Origin of the sequence: Azospirillum lipoferum 4B, from assembly GCF_000283655.1 — a bacterium.
Classification (GTDB): domain Bacteria; phylum Pseudomonadota; class Alphaproteobacteria; order Azospirillales; family Azospirillaceae; genus Azospirillum; species Azospirillum lipoferum_C.
Genome location: NC_016587.1, coordinates 84,022 through 101,315, shown reverse-complemented (window position 1 = coordinate 101,315; position 17,294 = coordinate 84,022). Strand labels below are relative to the sequence as shown.

Here is a 17,294-nt window from a genome sequence, read left to right as displayed (position 1 = left end):
TTTTTGCGCGCGCAGACGGTCTGTTCCGACTTCGGATTACCCCTGAGACCTTACCTCGCGGCGTTAAAATGTCGACCAATCTGGCACCTCGCAGATTAAGTATTTTTGCTAACGATTGGTCGCAAACCGGCGGATGTGCGAAACAATAATTCGGAATGCGCGGTGAGCTTCATAGTAGATGGATCTATGTCTTTTGAGATTGTTTTTCCAGCGTTCTGTATTTCAAAGCCAATATTGCATGCTTAAAGGAAAGTCTGGTGATGGACCGGAGATCCCTGTGACCATGATGGGATATAGTTGCCGAACATAGCCCGTACCCCTTGAACGCCCCTGTGATCGGATGAGCCAATTTTGCCACAAGCTTCGAGAAAACTTAACCGGATTTGGAAAGGTTTCATTAACCATTGGAACGCCAGCATGGCTTCAACACAACGGATATAGGAACTAAGTCATGAGCACGACCACCGCGCCGAGCAAGATCGTCGTCAACGCCTACGGCCAGTCCGCGGACGGCGTCGCGCCGAATTTCAAGCTGCTGGTGGATGGTCAGGAGGTCGGGACGGCCAATGCGGCGACCGCCTCGTCGAAGGCCTACAGCTTCACCGCCAACCTTGCGGCCAACATGGCGCACAAGATCCAGGTCGTTTACGACAACGACACCGCGACCGGCGCCAACCGCGACCTCTACGTCCAGTCTATCGAGGTGAACGGCCACACGCTGCAGCCGACCGACGCCATCTATGAACGCCATGACGATGCCGCCCCGGCGCCGACCCAGGCCGGCCAGGAGGCCATGTGGTGGGACGGCGCGCTGACCTTCAGCACCCCCGCCAGCTATTACGCCGGTGCCCAGACCGCCGCCCCGGCCGCCCCCGCGGCTCCGATCACCGCCCCGGCCGCCGGCACCGCGCAGAACGTCATCGCCGTGACTGCCGCCGGCAACGCCGCCGGCGGCGAGGGCGCCCATTTCACCGTGCTGGTGGACGGCAAGGAGATCGGCAAGGGCATCGCCGACAGCGCCGAAGCCAAGGAATTCAAGTTCACCGCCGATCTGGCCCAGGGCGCGGCCCATTCGGTCGAGGTGAAATACGACAACGACGCCATGGTCGACGGTGCCGACCGCAACCTGTACGTCCACAGCGTCAGCGTCGACGGCAAGGCCGTCGCGGCGACCGACGATGCGGTGTCGGTCCTGCGCGAGGCCGACGGTGCCGATCTGGGCGCCACCACCGACCTCTATTGGAACGCCACGCTGACCGCGAAGCTGGATGCCAGCCACTTCAACGCCTCCACCGGCGACGCCGGCGGCGATACCGGCAGCAGCGACGGCGGCAGCGCAGGCGGCCCCACGGGGGGCTCCACCGGCAGCGGCAGCACGCCGTCGGTCAAGGTCGGCAACGTCACCGTCGCCGATCCGGGCATGGTGCAGAGCCAGAGCAGCGGGTCGATCAACGGCTTCCTGAGCACCAGGGGCAACCAGATCGTCGACGAAAGCGGCAACACCGTCCGGCTGACCGGCGTCAACTGGTTCGGCGGCGAGGGCTACAACTATGTGCCGGCCGGCCTGTGGGCCGACAGCTATCAGGGCCACATCGACAGCATGAAGGGCCTGGGCTTCAACGTCATCCGCCTGACCTGGGCCGACGACATGTTCGACAGCGAGGCGGTCACCAACGGCATCGACTATTCGAAGAACCCGGACCTGAAGGGCCTGACCCGGCTGGAGGTCTATGACAAGGTCATCGATTATGCCGGCAAGGTCGGCATGAAGGTGATCCTCGACCACCACCGCAACGACGGCGGCGCCGGCACCAACGAACACGGGCTGTGGTACACCGACAACAACCCGGAATCGAAGGTCATCGAAAACTGGAAGATGCTGGCCAAGCATTATGCCGGCAACGAGGCGGTGATCGGCGCCGACCTGCACAACGAGCCGAGCGTGTCCGCCACCTGGGGCGGCAACGCCGCCACCGACTGGGCCTCGGCCGCCGAGCGCATCGGCAACGCCATCCAGTCCGTCAACAAGGACTGGCTGATGCTGGTCGAAGGCACGGAGTGGAGCAGCACGCTGGCCGGCGTGAAGGATCGTCCCATCGAGTTCGACGTGCCGAACAAGCTGGTCTATTCCCCGCACGCCTACGGCCACAGCGTCGGCAACTTCAGCTGGCTGAACGACCCGGCCTATCCGAACAACCTGCCGGCCCAGTACGACAGCATGTGGGGCTATATCTATAAGAACAACATCGCGCCGGTGCTGATCGGCGAGTTCGGCGGCCAGATGAACAGCGCCGCCGAGCAGACCTGGGCCAACGCCTTCGTCAAGTACATGAACGGCGACTGGGATCTGGACGGCAAGAGCGACCTGCCGGCCGGCCAGCAGGGCATGAACTGGACCTATTGGGCCTGGACGCCGGAATCGGGCGATGTCGGCGGCCTGCTGAAGGACGACTACAAGACCATCGACCCGAACAAGATGAACATCATCAAGGCGGGTCTGGCGTCCGGCACCGGCAGCTCCGGCACCGTGGCGGGCAGCGACGAGGCGGTCTTCACCGTGCAGCTGGCCAAGGCGGTCACCACCGCCACCACCATCGACTATGCGACCGAGGACGGCACCGCCAAGGCCGGGTCCGACTACACCGCCGCCAGCGGCAGCCTGACCTTCCAGCCGGGCGAGACCACCAAGACCGTCACCGTCCACATCAACGGCGACAATTCGGGCAATGAAGGAACGGAGAACTTCCTGCTGAACCTGACCCACGGCAACACCAGCATCGGTGCCGCCACGGGTTACATCACCGAGCACGCGGCGTAAGCTCTTCCACGAGGACAGCACTGCAGCACGGGGCCGATCCACGTCGCCAAAGGCGCGGGTCGGCCCCGTTGCGTTTTTCGATGGTCGTGTGCTTTACGCTGCGTCCAGTATGAAGGGCCATGGGTCTTTGGGTGGGGAAATTAAATAACCCACCAGACGGTAATTGGGTTTCCCGGGGACGGGTCGAAATCCGACCATCAAAGCACCGTGTACCTTGAAGCGGGAAAGCCGATGCAGCTCAATGAGCAGAGGATAGGGACCCCCCTGTAGGTTCCCTACCCTCTTTCCGGCCGAATATTGAAAGCCTGTATTTCTCCGCGTATCGTCTTCAGCAAAGGAGACATCGTGCAATGAGTGAAAGCGATTTGAAAGAGAGCGTGGCTGCCGTTTCGACTGGTTCAGCAAGAAATCTGTCGTCTACTGAGAAGATATGGGTCAAGGCCGTTTATAGCCATGGCTATGCCGGAATTCCTTCTATGTTGATCCAGGCTCAGCGCCGGTTAGGTATTAACCCAATGCAGATGAATATCATTATTCAAATTTTGGATTATTGGCGCGAGCCATCGCGCAAGCCATTCCCGACCAAGCGGGAGTTGGCTCAGCGTATGGACGTAACGGAGAAAACGATCCAGAACAACATCAGGAAACTTGAACGGGCGGGCCTACTTCTGCGCGAACAGCGCAAGACAGCCGCCGGCGACTGGAACAGCAACATCTACCATCTGGATGGGCTGGTTGCGAGAGTGCAGGCTTTGGAGCCGGAGTTCGCTGCTGAAAAGAAACTGCGCAGAGAGCGCAAAGCGGCACTGCAAACGCCCAAGGGGCTTAGAATGTGATCCGGGAAAAAATGAACCCCGGCCGCATGCCAGAGGCAGAGACGGTACCGGGGTGTACGAATTTAATATAGGACAGCTACGGAAAGAACGCAAGAGGAAGCCGTAAAATGAATTCCTACGAGGAGTTGGAGAAGGCTCTCTCCCTGGAACGGTTCAGCCGCTACCTTGATTGGGCGGGCGGCGACCGCGAACGCGCGATCGAGCTTTACACCCTCAACACCGCATTGTCGGAAGCCCTTTATACGCCCCTGCAGATGCTTGAAGTTGCCCTTCGGAACCGGATTCACGCTGTGATGAGCGGCGCCTTCCACGAGAATTGGTTCCGGGATGAAAGCGTCTTGCTGGGTCAGTGGCAGCCGGAGCAACTCGCCAAAGCCATCAAAGACATCGAGCAGAGCAAGAAGGAACCGACAGCCGGTCGGATCGTAGCCGCTTTGACCTTCAGCTTCTGGACGGCGATGTTCGGCAAGGACTACGAAACGCTGTGGCAGCAGACCCTGCACAAGGTTGGCCGCCGCATGGACGGAAAAGGCCTGCGTCGCAAGGATTTTTCAGGTCCACTCGCGCAAATCCGCAGCCTGCGGAACAGAATCGCGCATCACGAACCGATAGTGATGTGGGACCTGCGGAAGCGGCATGCCAGCATCTTGGAAATAACTGGATGGTTGTCACCGCCTGCGCTGGAATGGTGTCGAGCGCATAGCCGCTTCGAGAGCGTGCATCCAATCGAAATCATTACTTTGGGTTAGAAACTTTTCAAGTTCCCGATGGATATATCAATTTAATGTCTTTTTGGCTCTGCCGATTTTTATCGGACTTGCGGTCACCCCAAGCTGCCGACAGCCGGCCACTCCAGCGCCGGATGCCCCGCCAGCCGGTCGAGCAGGCGGTCGAGCAATGCCCAGATCGCCTCGTCATGGACCCGGTGATGGGTCAGCAGGCCGATGGGCTCATGCGGGTCGCCACGGCCCTCCCGCCGTTCGCGCAACTCACGGCACAGTGTGTCGAGCAGGGCGTCGAGCGATACGGCGGAGCGGCTGCCGCGCCAGTCGATCAGGTCGAGGTGGGTGTTGATCCAGGCGATGCCGCCCCGCTCCCGCGGCGGCGCGCCGAAGGCGGAGACGGCGCGGTAGCCGGCGGCGGCCAGCCGGTCGGGCATGTCGGCGGCCATGCGGTTCCAGGGCGGGACGAACAGCGGCAGAACGCGGTTCCCGAACAGGGCGCGCAGGACGGACAGGCCGCGTTCGGCCTCGGCCTGGCGGATGTCGGGCGGACGTTCGGGGCCGAACTCGCACTTCTTCTTGCCGGGGGCGGCATGGTCGGCGTGGGACCAGCCATGGACCAGCACGGTCGCATGCGGCTGGTCCGCCAGCGCGTCGGCGAGCGAGCGCTCGGCCTCCGCCGGGATGACGGCGAGGCCGAGGGGGATGCCGGCCTGGGTGCAGCGGTTCAGCAATCGGTCGAGCTGCGGGCTGGCGGCGACCGCGTCGTCGTCGCGCAGCCAGATGGCGCAGCGGAGGCCGAGATCCGTCCAACGGGCGAGTTCTTCGTTTACGGCGGTCCAGTCGCTCATGGTCTTTTCTCCGCCAGCATGGTCTCGACGATCTCGACGCTGCGCGCCGCCCCGGCCAGCGATGCCGGGTCGAGCGGCGGGGTGCGCATGCCCAGGACGGACTGCAGGGCGCCGGCAAGGCTGTCGGGGGTGAGATCCGCTTCGCGCAGCATGGCGATGCCGGGGCGGCGGGCCAGGATGGCGGCGCGGATGGTCTGCTCGACCTCCTTGCCGTCCTCGAACGGGCAGAAAACGCTGGGGACGCCGGCCGTCAGGCAGTCCAGCGCGGTGTTGTAGCCGCAGCGGCCGACGCTGGCGGCGGCGCGGCCCAGCAGGGCGCGGAAGTCGGGGCGCACCGGCTCCACCAGCAGGTGGTCGGGCGGGGCCATGGCGCGCAGCCGGTCGGCCAGCGCCGCGTCGCCCTTCGCCACCAGCAGGCGCCAGCGCTGTGGCAGGGCGGCGGAGGCGGCGCAAAGGGCGGCGGCCTCGAAGACGGGACGCCCGACCGGGCCGCCGCCGGCCGTTACCAGGATCTCGCCCTGCCCGTCCGTTCCGCCATCGGCAGCGGCCGGCGGCGGGACGACGAAGCCGGTGTAGCGCAGCAGCGGATGCATCGCCGGGGTCAGCGGCCAGCTATCCTCCAGCGGCACCACGGCGGGGTCGGAATGGACCAGCACCCCGTCATAGAAGCCGAGCAGCCGGCGTTCCGTCTCCGCCACCCGCGCCGGCTTGGAGGGCGGGGCCAGGATGTCGCGGACGGAGGCAAGGGTCAGCGGCGGGGCCGGCAGGCCGCGGGCACGCTCCAGCAGGGCGTCGAACTCAGCAGCGAGTGCGCGGCGGCCGAAGGGGAAGAGTTCGGTGACCAGCACGTCGGGGCGCAGGGCGTCGAGCAGGCCGGTCAGCATCGCGCGCCGAGCGGCGAAGGTTTCGGCATCGGCGGGGCGCCCGTCGGCGGTCAGCAGGGTGGCGAAATCGGCGCCGTCGCTCGCCAGCGGCGGCAACTGGTGCAGGGTGGCGCCGCCGCTGCCGAGATGGGAGGCCGGGCGCCCGCCGCTGACGACATCGACGCTCCAGCCACGGGCGGAGAACGCCTCGGCCAGGGCGAGCGCACGGCTGAGATGGCCGGTGCCGAGAAGGTGGGTGACGGCGATCAGGAGCTTCACGACAGGCGCTCCCCCTCGCGGTTGCCGGTGGGGCGGAGGGTGCCGTCGGCGGCGAGTGTCATGGCATAGAGGCGGTCGCGCTTCACCGGCACCGGCGGCGGGCCGCGGAAGTCCCAGCCCCAGGCGAGCGCCAGGGCGACGCGCATCACGCCGATATGGGTGACGATGAGGTGCATCCCCCTCTCCCCCCCGCTCACGCGCAAACTTCGTTTGCGCTGACGCGACAGGCGGACCTTTGGTCCGCCGAAAGCGGGGAGAGGGTCGGGGTGAGGGGGATGCAGTGCGTGGATTCTCGGTGGAGGGCCGCCGCGCGACCCCCTCACCCTAACCCTCTCCCCGGGGGGGAGAGGGGATTGATGCTGCGTTAGGAGAGGGGATTCTTGCTGGGTTGAGAGGGTGTCCAGCCAGGCGGTCAGGCGGTCGCGGAGGTCGGCGGGGCTTTCGCCGCCGGGGGGGCGGAAGTCCCAGCCCCAGTCTTCGATGTCGCGGTAGCCGCTGGCGGGATCGGCGCGCAGGTCGTGGCCGCGCAGCCCCTCCCAGGCGCCCCAGTCCATCTCGATCAGGCGAGGGTCGGTGTGGACGGGGCGGCCGTTGCCCAGCAGGCGGGCGGTCTCCACGGCGCGGGACAGCGGGCTGGCGTGCAGGGTGGCGTCGCGCCAGTCCTCCGGCAGCGTCAGGCGGGACAGGCGCTCGCGGCCTTCCGCGTCGAGCGGGATGTCGGTGCGGCCCTGGATGCGCCCCTCACGGTTCCAGCCGGTGACGCCATGGCGCAGGAAGGCGAGGCGAATCATGCCGGCACCCGTCCCGTCAGACCGGTCAGCAGGTGGCGCAGGCGCTCCGCCGCGGCGGGCAGGCCGTGATGCGTCTCGACGTAAGCGCGGGCGCTTTGGCCGAGCGACCGCAGGGCCGACGGGTCGGCGAGCAGACCAGCCAGTGCCGCGGTGAAGTCATGTGGCGTCGGGCCAGTCAGCCGTCCGCCGACGCCGTCGCGGATGACGGTGCCGGTGCCGGCATTGTCGATGGCGGCCACCGGGAGCCCATGGGCCTGCGCCTCCAGATAGACCATGCCGAAGGCCTCGTTCAGGCCGGGCCAGACCAGCAGGTCGGCGGCGCGGTAATGGGCGGCGAGGTCCGTGGGGGCGCAGGCGCCGAGGAGCCGCACCCGCGGGCCGAAGGGGGCGAACAGGGCCGACACCTCCGCCGCCGCCGGGCCGTCGCCGACGATGTCGAGTGTCCAGGGCCGGGCGGCAAGGAGGTCGAGGGACTCGGCCAGCAGGCGGTAGGAGGCCAGCTTGTCGCCCGGCCGCATCATGGCGACGGTCAGCAGGCGGGGCGGAGAGGCCGGGCCGGTGCGTTCGACGGAAGGCGGCAGGTCGAGGAAGGGGGGCAGCATCGCCACGCGCTGGCCGGGCGGGCCATAGGCCTCCACCGCCTGCCGGTCGCGGGCGCTGACACAGAGCACGAGGTCGGCCGCTTCGATGGCCGTCTCGGCGGCGGCGGCGAAGGCGGACCAGGGGCCGGTCAGGCGCTTGCGGGCGCGGGTCGCCTCCACCACGACATAGGGGATGCCGAGCGTGCTTGCGATGACGGGGCCGATCAGGTCGGGGGCCTTGTAATAGACATGGTAGCTCAGCCACAGCGACGGGCGCCGTGCAGGCTCGGCGGCGTAGAGGGACAGCAGGCGCTCGCGCTCGGCGCCGGCGGCGGCCTGGAGATGCGCCTGGACCGCGGCGTCGCCGGAGCCGTCATAGACGCGCAGGCTGCTCGCCACCTCGACCGGGCCGGTCGCCTCCAGCGCGCGCAGGATCAGCCGCGCCATCTGGCGGTCGCCGGAGGGGATGGGGTGGTCGACCGGCTTCAGCGGGGCGTAGAAGGCGATGCGGGTTGCCGGTGGGGCGCTCACGCCGCGGCCTCCTCCAGCCGGCGGACGAGGCGGTCGATGCCGGCGGTCATGCCGAACTCGGCGCGCAGGCGGTCATGGGCGGCCCCGCCCAGCCGCAGGCGCAGCGCCGGGTCGCTGGCAAGCCGTTCCAGCGCGGCGGCGATGGCCGGCGGGGTGCCGTCGGTCAGCAGGCCATGGGTGCCGTCGGCGATGAATTCGGGGATGGCCGACACAGCGGTGGACAGGATGGCGAGGCGCTGGCTCGCCGCCTCCATCAGCACGTTGGGCAGGCCGTCGCGGTCGCCGTCGCCGGCCACCACGCTGGTCAGCACGAACAGATCGGCATGGCGCAGCGCCTCGATCACCGTCGCCTGGTCCTGCGCGCCGCGCCAGTCGATGCGGTCCGACAGGCCGAGCCGCTCGGCCTGGGCGCGCAGGGCCTGCTTCAGCTCGCCGGAGCCGATATGGACCAGCCGCCAATGCAGGCCGTCCGGCAGAGTCGCCAGGGCGTCGAGCAGCCGGTCGTAGCCCTTCTTCTCCACCAGCCGGCCAACGGACAGGATTTCCACCGCGCGGCCGGGGGTGGAGCCGTCGCGGTCCAGCGCGTCCGTGCGATCCGGCGGGGCGGGAAAGCGGCCGAGGTCGAGGCCGTGATAGACGAGGTCGATGCGTTCGGGATCGGCCGCCAGCCCGCGCAGATGCGCCGCCCCCACCGCAGTGCAGGTGACGCCGAAGCGGGCGTCGGCCAGCTTCTCGCGCTTCTCCCACTCCGGCGTGGTCCAGATGTCCTTGGCGTGGGCGGAAAAGCCCCAGCCGATGCCGCGGATCGCCGCGGCATAGCGCCCGACCGACGCCGGGGTGTGCAGGAAATGGACGTAGAGGAAGGGAACATCCGCCGGCAGCTCCGCCGCCAGCACCAGCGCCTGACCGAAGCGGCGGCCCCGGTTGGCAGTGCGGTCGCGCCACAGGTCGCGCAGCCAGCCCAGCGCCGTCCGGGCCAGCCCGGCCGGATGGCGGAGCAGCAGCCGGCCGAGCGCGCGCAGCACCCGCCGCGGCTCGTCGCGCAGATATTCCGGCAGGTAATGGACCGGCGCGGCGATGCGGTCGTGCAGGGCGTGGCGTCGGCCGTCGGTGGGGTGGCGCAGCGACCAGATCGCCAGATCGACCCCGCGCTCCTGCAGGGCCAGGATCTCCTGCGCGATGAAGGTCTCCGACAGGCGGGGGTATCCCTTCACCACCACCGCCACCTTTAACGGCACGGTCAGCTTCAACGGCACGGCATTCGAAATCATGGGGGACGGCACGCGGCCGTCCTTCCCCGGTCCGGAGATCATGCGCGCTTGCCCATCGCCGCGCGGGACAGACGTTGCGCCGCCCGGCGGATCGGGGTGACAGGGGTGGCGCGGGCGACCGCCGACTCGGCTTGCAGCACCTCGCGCGTCAGCTCGACGATGCGGTCCAGCCCGCCGAGCAGGCCGGGCAGCGGGCTGGCCGAGGGCGGCGGCTGGGCGGGCAGCGCGCGGATGGCATCGGCCATCGCCCGCGGGTCGCCGCCGTCGCGGTCGCTGTCGAGCGTGCGCAGCAGGCCCAACGCCTCCGCCGCTTCGGCGCGGATGCGCTGTTCCAGCCGCGGGCGGGTGCGCGGGGCCAGCACCGACGGCTTGTCGAAGGACAGGATCTCGCAGAAGGTGTTGTAGCCGCCCATCGCCACCACGCCGACCGCGCCGGCATAGAGGTCTTCCATGCGGGAATGGAAGTTGATGGTCTCCACCCTGCCCTTCAGCCGGCGGATGCGGGCGGCGAATTCCTGGCGGCGGGCATCCTCCAGGAAGGGGCCGTAGACGATCAGCGCGTTGGGGGCGAGATCCGGATCGCTCTCATAGGCGGCGATGGTCCAGTCGACCAGGGCCGCCCCGTCGCCGCCGCCGCCGGGCGTCACCAGCACATAGGGCGCCGCCATCAGGCTGTCCGCCGCCTGGACGGCGCCGCCGCCCTCCGACGGTTCCCGTCGCAGATAGCCGGTGTAGCGCACGCGCGCCGCCACCTCCGGCGGCAGCTCCAGGCCGTCGAGCGGGCGGTAGACCTCCGGCAGGCCGTAGATCCAGAGCTGGTCGTAATAGCGCTCGATGGCGGCCACCGCCTCCTTGCGCTCCCATTCCGGCTGCAGCGCCTCGGGCGCGTCCAGCACGTCGCGCAGGCCCAGCACCACGCGGGTGTTGCCGCCGGCCCGCATCTCCTCCAGCGCCGGCAGGAATTCGCCGTGCAGGCCGGTCGGCTCCTTGTCGACGATGGCCAGCGTCGGGCGGAAGGCGCGGGCGGTGGCGCGGATGATCTCCGCCCGGATGGCGGCGGTCTCCTCGATCGGCAGGCCGAGGTTGCGGGCGGTGTAGCCGCCGTCCGGCTGCTTCACCACGCCCGGCAGGCGCACATGGTCGACGCGCTGCGGGAAATCGAAGCGGCCGGCGACGGGCGAGCCGGTGAGGATCAGCGCGGAGGCCTCGGGAAAGGCCGACACCAGGGCTTGGGCAATCGTCCGCGACCGCCGCAGATGCCCAAGCCCGAAGGTGTCGTGGCTGTAGAGCAGGATGCGCGGCGGTGCCCGGTCGGGATGGAGGGACCGAAGGGATGGCTGTGGCTGGTGCATGCTCGGACACTCCGCTTCAGCAATGCTTCGGAACCGAAAATCCGTTGCGGGACAGATCGTCGTTCTTGTCTGGGAACCGGTTCGGTCGCCGGCGGTTGCGGGTTTGTCCAGGCGCCGGCAGCAACGCTCCAGCCTGGACAAAACCCCTCACATGGATTGTGCCGCGCATCAAGCCGACTTCCGGCCAGGGTGAGGCAATCCAGCTATGACATAACGCATAGATGGGGAGGGCTTTCCGGCCTTCGGCCGTCCATCCCGTTCCGGGCTCAATCGCCATGATAGGGATCCAGGGCGTCACGCAGTCCGTCGCCGAAGAAGTTGAAGGACAAGACTACCAGGATCACCGGCAGCATCGGCAATGACACCCATGGATAGGTTTCCACGGCCATCAGGTTCTGGGCGTCGTTCAGCATCACCCCCCAGCTGGTCGCCGGCGCGCGCAGGCCGAGTCCCAGGAAGGACAGCGCCGTCTCGCCCAGGATCATCGCCGGGATCGACAGGGTGGCGCTGGCCAGCAGGTGGCTGGCGAAGTTGGGCAGCAGGTGGCGGCGGATGATCCGCGCCGGGCTGGCGCCCATCAGCTCGGCCGCCATGACGAAATCCTCCTCGCGCAACGCCAGGAAGCGGGAGCGCACGGCGCGGGCCAGCGACGGCCAGTCCAGCAGGCCGAGGATGACGGAGATGCAGAGGAACACCGTCACCGGGCTCCATTGCGCCGGCACCGCGGCGGAAAGCGCCAGCCACAGCGGCAGTTCCGGCAGGGATTTCAGGATCTCCGACAGGCGCTGCACCCCGGAGTCGATCCAGCCGCCGAAATAGCCGGCCATGCCGCCCAGCGTGACGCCGATGGCGAAGGACACGGCGATGCCCAGCAGCCCGACGGTCAGCGACAGCTGCGCCCCGATGGCCAGCCGCGACAACATGTCCCGCCCCAGCCGGTCGGTGCCGAGCAGATGCAGCGTCGCCCCCGGCGGCGGGCAGACCAGCCGCATCCGCATCTCCACCAGCCCGAGGAAGCGAAAGGGCGCGCCGGGGCAGAAGAACTCCAGCTGCATCGGCCGGCTTTCGTCGGCCTCGTAGCGCCAGCGATAATCCTTCAGGTCGGGCCGTCCGGTGGTCGGGTAGACGAAGGGGCCGATGAACCGCCCGTCGTGGAACAGGTGGATGCCCTGCGGCGGGGCGTAGAGATGCTCCACGTCGCGTTCGTTGGCGCCGTAGGGAACCAGGAAATCGACGAAGGGCAGGCTGAGATAGGACAGCCCGAGGAACAGCGCCCCCAGCACCGCCAGCCGGTGGCGCAGGAACCGCCGCAGCATCAGCCGCGCGGTCGAGGCGCCCGGATCGAAGCGGGTCGCCGGGCCGTCCGGCGCGGCGGGATCGGGATAGGGCCGGCTGTCGACGTAATGGTCCCAGCCGCCTTTCACGCCTTCGCCCTTCACGCCTCCGCCCTTCATGCCCCCGCCTTCCATGCTCCGGTCCTTCATGACTGGGCCTTCCTTGCCTTGCCCAGCCGGATGCGGGGATCGAGCAGCGCCAGCGCGATGTCGGAGATCAGCATGCCGACCAGCACCAGCAGCGAGATGAACATCAGGATGAAGCCCGACAGGAAGATGTCCTGCGCCCGCAGCGCCCCCAGCAGGGCCGGCCCGATGGTGGGCAGGCTGAGCACGACGGAGATCAGCACCGAGCCCGACACCAGCGACGGCAGCAGCGACCCGATGTCGGAGACGAAGGGGTTCAGCGCCATGCGCAGCGGATAGCGGGTCAGCCGGCGCAGCGGCGGCACGCCCTTGGCCTTGGCGGTGACGACATAGGGCTTGCCCAGCTCGTCCAGCAGGTTGGCGCGCAGGCGCCGCACCATGGCGGCGGTGCCGGACAGGCCGATGACGATGGTGGGGACGATCAGGTGTTCAAGCACAGAGCCGATCTTGCCCCAGCTCATCGGCTGGTTCTCGTACTGGGCATCCAGCAACCCGCCGATGGGCAGGCCCAACCATTTCTGGCCGTAATAGAGCAGGATCAGCGCCAGCAGGAAGTTGGGCGTCGCCAGCCCGATATAGCCGATGGTGGCGGCAAGGTAATCGACCCAGCTGTTGGCGCGGATCGCCGCCAGCGCCCCCAGCGGGAAGGAGACCAGATAGACGAACAGCACGGCGGCGAGGTTGAGGATGACGGTGAACCACAGGGTCTCCCCCACCACCTCCGCCACCGGCTTGTTGAACTCGAAGGACCAGCCGAGGTCGCCCTGCAGCAGGCCGTTGAAGCCGTTCGGCCCCGGCCAGACGCCGATCCAGACCAGATATTGTTCGGGCAGCGGGCGGTCCAGGGCGTATTCGCGGCGCAGGAATTCGGCCTTGGCGAGGCCGGCCTCCTGGCCGGTGGCCCGCAGCTCCGCGATCTGGTTGGACAGGTAATCGCCGGGCGGCAGGTTGATGACGATGAAGATCAACATCGACACCGCGATCAGGGTCGGGATCATCACCAGCAGCCGGCGCAGGATGAAACGCAGCATGGGCGGTCATTCCCCCCCGCGGTGGAGGCCGGCCGGCTCCGGGTCGGCCGGGCGGGCGTCGGCGAAATAGAACTCATCGGGCCGGTAGATGCCGAGATAGGCGCCGGGATCCCACAGCCACAGCCCCTTGTCAGGCACGTTGCGCAGGCGGTTGGAGACGGCGATGGGCTGGGGCGTCTTCGACACCACGCCGATGGCGAAGATCTGGTCGGCATGGATGTCGAGCATCGCCGACCACAGGGCGCGCCGTTCGGTCTCGTCGGTGGTGCGGCGCCAGCGGCGGGCGAAGTCCATCAGCTCCTGCGGGATGGGCATGTCGATGGCCTCGCCGGCACTGCCGGAGGTCTGGTAATATTGCCCCCATTTCGGCCAGCTGAAATTCTCCTGCGTCATCGGCGCCAGCTCCTCCGGGCTGCTGTCGGGATCGGGGACGCCGTTGTCCCAGCCGCCCCACACCGCCATCATGGTCTGGCCGGCATAGACGCGGTTGCGCAGCACGTCGCGGTCCACCGTGCGCACCAGCAGCCGGACGCCGATGTCGCGCCAGGTCTCCGCGATGATCTGCAGGGCGTCGGCCACCTCCGGCTTCTCGCCCGACGATTCGACGATCACCTCCAGCGGGCGGCCGTCGGGCAGGTCGCGGTACGCCTCGCCGCGCTTGCGCTTCAGCCCGATCTGGTCGAGCAGCGCCGCCGCCCGTTCGGGGTCGTAGCCGGTCCAGACGCCGGTGCGTTCCGGCTTGTAGAGCGGGCTTCCCGGCAGCACGTCCACGCCGCTTTCCCGCGCCAGCCCGAAGAAGAGCGAGCGGTTGATGATCCGCCGGTCGATCCCCATCGACAGGGCGCGGCGGAAGCGGGCGTCACGCAGCAGGCCGCGCCAGACCGGGTCGTTGTAGTTCAGGTTGGGGTAGAGCGCGATCTCCGCCGCCTTGCCCTCCGGCCACAGCAGGGTGCGGTAGTTGCCGCCCCCCTCCCCCGCCACCAGCACCGGCACCTGGGAGAAGGTCAGCCCTTCGGCCTGGAGGTCGGCCTTGCCGGTGGCGACCTGCGCCGGGATCAGCCCGCCGGCCATCACCGTCACGTCCAGCCCGTCGGCGTAGGGCAGCTGCATGCCGCGGGTGTCGAAGCGGTGGTAATAGGGGTTGCGCTGGAACAGCAGATGGCTGCCGGTGCCCTTCGACATCGCCATCCAGGGCTGGAGGGTCGGTTCGTCCGGGTTCTCCATCCGGAACATGTCGTCGCGGGCGTTGTGCAGCGCCGCCCAGTTGCGGACCTTGTACTTGGCGATCAGCGGCGACAGCTCCGCCTCGCCGGTGTAGCGGGCGTGGAAGCGCTTCAGGTAATGGGCCGGCCGATAGATGAAGGGCGGCCGGGCGGCGGCGAGCGCGGGCAGGAAATAGGGGTTCGGCTCCTCCCAGCGGAAGCGGGCGGTGACCGCGTCGGGGAAGCTGACCTGCGGCGGCTTGCCGTCCACCAGCATGAAGCGCGGCGGGCCGGACGGCGAGAGCATGGGGTTGTTGGCGATGTCCTCCCACCAATAGCGGATGTCGTCGCTGGTGAAGGGGGCGCCGTCGGACCAGCGGTGGCCGGCGCGCAGGGTCAGGGTGAAGTCGCGGCCGTCGACGACGGTGACGTCCTTCAGGATGTCGGGGACCAGTTCCCGCTTCCCGTTGTAGCCGACCAGCCGGGCATAGCCGTAGAGCACGGCGACGCGGCTGTTGCGCCGCTGGGTGATGAAGGTGCGGATCCAGCCGCCGGAACGGCCGAGATCGCGGCCCTTCGCCGTCGGGTCGACGATGAGAGGCTCCGCCGGCATGCGCTGGCTGACGGGGGGGATGAGGCCGTAGACGACCTGATCGCGCAGCATCGCCGGCTCCTGCGGGGTAAAGGCGGCGGCCGGGGTGGTGAGGAGGAGGGCAATCGTCAGGCCGAGTGTTGCTTTGCCGAGAGAGCCGAACCTGAATCGGCCGTCATTCCCGCGAAGGCGGGAATCCAGCCTTTCCGGCATCGTCGCAACGGGAGCACCTGGATCCCCGCCTTCGCGGGGATGACGGCCGAAAAGAAGGTCGATGATGGCCCTCATGCCGCCCGCCTCGCGAAATGGCCCCTTACGAAATGGCCGGGGGCGGCTTCCACCAGGGGGGGCGGGGCGCCGTCGGGGGTGGGGCGGAAGGCTTCCGGCCACAGGTCGGGGGCGCCGGCGCCGAGCGCCACGGTGGCGACGTCGATCGGGCGGCTGACGTCCGGTTCGGGCGAGGCGGCGATCAGTGCGCGGGTGTAGGGGTGCAGCGGGGCGGAGAACAGGACGGCGGGCGGTGCCTGCTCCATCACCCGGCCGGCGCGCATCACCGCGACCCGGTCGGCCAGCCGCGCCACCACCGCCAGATCGTGCGAGATGAACATCAGGCTGAGGCCGAGCCGCCGCTTGATCGATTCCAGCAGGTCCAGGACCTGCGCCTGCACCGACACGTCGAGCGCCGAGGTCGGCTCGTCGCAGATCAACAGCTGCGGATCGAGGGCGAGCGCGCGGGCGATGCCGATGCGCTGGCGCTGGCCGCCGGAGAAGGCGTGCGGATAGCGGCAGGCCCAGGCGGGATCGAGCCCGACCTGCGCCATCAGCGCCTGCACCCGCTCGCGCCGTTCGCCGCGGTCGCAGACTCCGTGGATCGCCAGCGGCTCCGCGATGATCTCGCCGACGCTCATGCGGGGACTGAGGGAGGCATAGGGGTCCTGGAACACCATCTGGGCACGGCGGCGGTAGGCGGTCAGCTCCGGCCCCGCGGCGGACAGGAGGTCGAGCGGCGGCTCCCCGGCGGACGGGCGGAACAGCAGGCGGCCGCCGGGGTCCGGCCGCTCCGCCAGCATCGCTAGCCGCGCCATCGTCGTCTTGCCCGATCCTGACTCGCCGACGATGGCCAGCGTCTCCCCCCGCCGCACCGACAGGTCGATGCCGTCCAGCGCCCGCACACGGGCGGAGCCGCGCTCGTAGCTCTTGGCGACGCCGTGGAATTCCAGGATGGCGTCCTCCGCGCCGGCGGCGGGAAGGGCGCAGGTCATCTCGGGAATGGAGGGGGCGGCGGCCATCAGCTTGCGGGTGTAGCCGTGCAGCGGCCGGCCCAGCACGTCGGCGCAGCAGCCGGATTCCATCACCCGGCCGGCGCGCATCACCACCACGGCGTCGGCCATGTTGGCGACCACGCCCAGATCGTGGGTGACCAGCAGCACCGCCATGCCGGTCTCGGCCTGCAGCTCCTTGATCAGCGCCAGCACCTGGGCCTGCAGGGTGACGTCCAGCGCCGTGGTCGGCTCGTCGGCGATCAGCAGCTGCGGGCGCGCAACCATCGCCATGGCGATCATCGCCCGCTGGCGCAGGCCGCCCGACAGCTGGAACGGGTAGGAGCGGAAGGCGCGCAGCGGATCGGGGAAGCCGACCCGCTCGAACATGGCGAGGCACCGGTCGCGGGCGCTTTGGCGGTTGCAGTGGCCGTGCAGCCGCAGCACCTCCATCGTCTGGTCGCCGATGCTGTGGAGCGGCGACAGCGCGCTCATCGGCTCCTGGAAGATCATCGAGATGCGGCTGCCGCGGATGTCGCGCAGGCCGGAGCGCGAAACCCGCAGAAGGTCGACCGCCTCCGGCCCCCGGCCGAACAGGATGGAGCCGCCGGCCACCTCCGCGCCGCGCGGCAGGATGTGCAGGATGCTGCGGCAGGTCAGCGTCTTGCCGGACCCCGATTCGCCGACCAGTGCCACGCTCTGCCCCGCCCCGACCGAGAAGCCGACGCCGTCGACGACCGGACGGTCGACCGGCGCAGTGCGGAAACGGATCGTCAGACCCTCCACCTTCAGCATCGTCGCGTCTCCTGGAGGAATGCCCTCTCCCGCCCCGGG

13 protein-coding genes are annotated in these 17,294 nt (G+C 68.6%); 3 read left to right on the top strand and 10 right to left on the bottom strand.

From position 1 onward, the window contains the following. Nucleotides 1-451: 451 nt before the first annotated feature. The 3 genes from AZOLI_RS24705 (at nt 452) to AZOLI_RS24695 (ending at nt 4,403) form a co-directional block, all read left to right on the top strand. Nucleotides 452-2,818, top strand: coding sequence for a cellulase family glycosylhydrolase (locus AZOLI_RS24705; RefSeq protein ID WP_014189357.1), 2,367 nt, complete (start codon nt 452-454; stop codon nt 2,816-2,818). Nucleotides 2,819-3,168: 350 nt separating this feature from the next. Next, nucleotides 3,169-3,654 carry a helix-turn-helix domain-containing protein gene (locus AZOLI_RS24700; protein ID WP_014189356.1) on the top strand — a complete coding sequence of 162 codons (486 nt, stop codon included), beginning with the start codon at nt 3,169-3,171 and terminating at the stop codon, nt 3,652-3,654. Between the two features lie 107 nt (nt 3,655-3,761). After that, complete coding sequence (locus AZOLI_RS24695; protein WP_014189355.1) at nt 3,762-4,403, top strand: Abi family protein; 642 nt, start codon at nt 3,762-3,764, stop codon at nt 4,401-4,403. Between the two features lie 74 nt (nt 4,404-4,477). Here the strand turns inward: AZOLI_RS24695 and AZOLI_RS24690 are convergent, their stop codons facing one another. The 10 genes from AZOLI_RS24690 to AZOLI_RS24645 form a co-directional block, all read right to left on the bottom strand. Beyond that, the gene (locus AZOLI_RS24690; protein WP_014189354.1) at nt 4,478-5,227 is read right to left on the bottom strand and encodes a polysaccharide deacetylase family protein; all 750 of its coding nucleotides are present in this window, start codon (nt 5,225-5,227) and stop codon (nt 4,478-4,480) included. Next, complete coding sequence (locus tag AZOLI_RS24685) at nt 5,224-6,369, bottom strand: glycosyltransferase family protein (RefSeq protein WP_014189353.1); 1,146 nt, start codon at nt 6,367-6,369, stop codon at nt 5,224-5,226. Before AZOLI_RS24685 ends, AZOLI_RS24690 begins: the two co-directional genes overlap by 4 nt. Next, nucleotides 6,366-7,160, bottom strand: coding sequence for a histidine phosphatase family protein (locus tag AZOLI_RS33780; RefSeq protein ID WP_014189352.1), 795 nt, complete (start codon nt 7,158-7,160; stop codon nt 6,366-6,368). Before AZOLI_RS33780 ends, AZOLI_RS24685 begins: the two co-directional genes overlap by 4 nt. Continuing rightward, on the bottom strand, nt 7,157-8,272 hold the full coding sequence (locus AZOLI_RS24675; protein ID WP_014189351.1) for a glycosyltransferase family 4 protein: 1,116 nt from the start codon (nt 8,270-8,272) through the stop codon (nt 7,157-7,159). The genes AZOLI_RS33780 and AZOLI_RS24675 overlap by 4 nt, the downstream gene beginning before the upstream one ends. Continuing rightward, entirely contained in the window at nt 8,269-9,543 is a 1,275-nt protein-coding gene (locus AZOLI_RS24670) for a glycosyltransferase family 4 protein (protein WP_044553110.1), read from the bottom strand. Before AZOLI_RS24670 ends, AZOLI_RS24675 begins: the two co-directional genes overlap by 4 nt. A 38-nt stretch (nt 9,544-9,581) precedes the next feature. Next, nucleotides 9,582-10,895, bottom strand: a complete 1,314-nt coding sequence (locus AZOLI_RS24665) for a glycosyltransferase family protein (protein ID WP_014189349.1) — start codon at nt 10,893-10,895, stop codon at nt 9,582-9,584. A 266-nt stretch (nt 10,896-11,161) separates the two neighbouring features. Further along, nucleotides 11,162-12,349 (bottom strand): ABC transporter permease, encoded by a 1,188-nt coding sequence (locus tag AZOLI_RS24660; RefSeq protein ID WP_044553304.1) that lies wholly within the window; start codon nt 12,347-12,349, stop codon nt 11,162-11,164. A gap of 26 nt (nt 12,350-12,375) precedes the next feature. Beyond that, entirely contained in the window at nt 12,376-13,407 is a 1,032-nt protein-coding gene (locus tag AZOLI_RS24655; RefSeq protein WP_014189346.1) for an ABC transporter permease, read from the bottom strand. A gap of 6 nt (nt 13,408-13,413) precedes the next feature. Next, on the bottom strand, nt 13,414-15,273 hold the full coding sequence (locus AZOLI_RS24650; protein ID WP_244442661.1) for an ABC transporter substrate-binding protein: 1,860 nt from the start codon (nt 15,271-15,273) through the stop codon (nt 13,414-13,416). Nucleotides 15,274-15,485: 212 nt separating this feature from the next. Continuing rightward, entirely contained in the window at nt 15,486-17,255 is a 1,770-nt protein-coding gene (locus AZOLI_RS24645) for an ABC transporter ATP-binding protein (RefSeq protein WP_014189344.1), read from the bottom strand. Nucleotides 17,256-17,294 lie beyond the last annotated feature (39 nt).